Origin of the sequence: Pseudoflavonifractor phocaeensis (assembly GCF_016901735.1) — a bacterium.
Classification (GTDB): Bacteria; Bacillota; Clostridia; order Oscillospirales; family Oscillospiraceae; genus Pseudoflavonifractor_A.
This window is the reverse complement of sequence record NZ_JACLZC010000160.1, coordinates 1-915: the sequence shown is the minus strand read 5'-3', so window position 1 is coordinate 915 and position 915 is coordinate 1. Positions and strand designations below refer to the sequence as shown.

Here is a 915-nt window from a genome sequence, read left to right as displayed (position 1 = left end):
CCGAAATGCTGCTGGCCTGGAAGGTAACGGCGGGGTTATCCAGAGCAAAAGTGGGATTGCACCAGAACATGGGCAGAGCGGAGTCGTGGATACGATGAATGATGTCCCGGTCGATTTCTTCGGCCAGCTGGTCGACATTGCCGCCCGCCTGGGGATAGACGTCCATGAGATAATCGTCCAGAGAGCGGTTAATCTGGGGCTGGAAAACCTCTTCCATATAGCGGCTGATATACTGGCCGATTTTGCCGTCGTCGCCGATCTGCCACTGGTCGTAGCCCTTAAGGAGGTGGGTCACGAACTTGCTGACCACCTCGTTGGGAGACAACTGGGCCACGGCTTCCTCCAGTCGGGACCGGACGTCGCCCAGTTCCAAAATGCGCCGGGTGTAGGCGGTGGGGGCGGCGGCTTGGCTGTCCAGGTAGACGAGATCTTCCATAAAGGTTTCCTTCAGGTTGTCCAGCAGCTGGACAAGAGGGGCAAAGAAGGCTTGATAGAGTTTGGAGAGTTCATTTTTCAGGCTGTGCAAGGTGTTGAGCAGGTCGTCGCACTCGGCACAGCGGTTGTAGATGACATACCACTGCTGGACGGCATCTTTATAGCGCTCATAATTTCGTCTTGCGGTCATGAACAAGCTCTTACAGAATTCGGCGCTGCACTGCGCCATATACTCGCTGTAGTTGTCCTGGAGCTGGAGATTATGGGCGGCCTGCTCCTCTTTGACCTGGTGGATGGCGCCGTCCAGGGCGGATATCAGGTCATAGCCCTGGTGGCTCAGCAGGCCGGCGGCGTAGTAGGGGCCGTAGTTGGGGTCCATGCACAGCTCACAGAGCTTGCGGAAGATACGGCCACTCAGAGAGCCGGTAGGAACCTTATCGAAATCAAAGGAGACCAGCGGGGCGTTGAGGGCGGCGCGGT

Annotated in this window: 1 protein-coding gene; it reads right to left on the bottom strand. The window is 57.4% G+C overall.

What is annotated here, in order from left to right:
* A partial coding sequence (locus H7U37_RS15010) for a hypothetical protein (RefSeq protein WP_204876969.1) occupies positions 1-915 on the bottom strand: 915 nt, incomplete at both ends.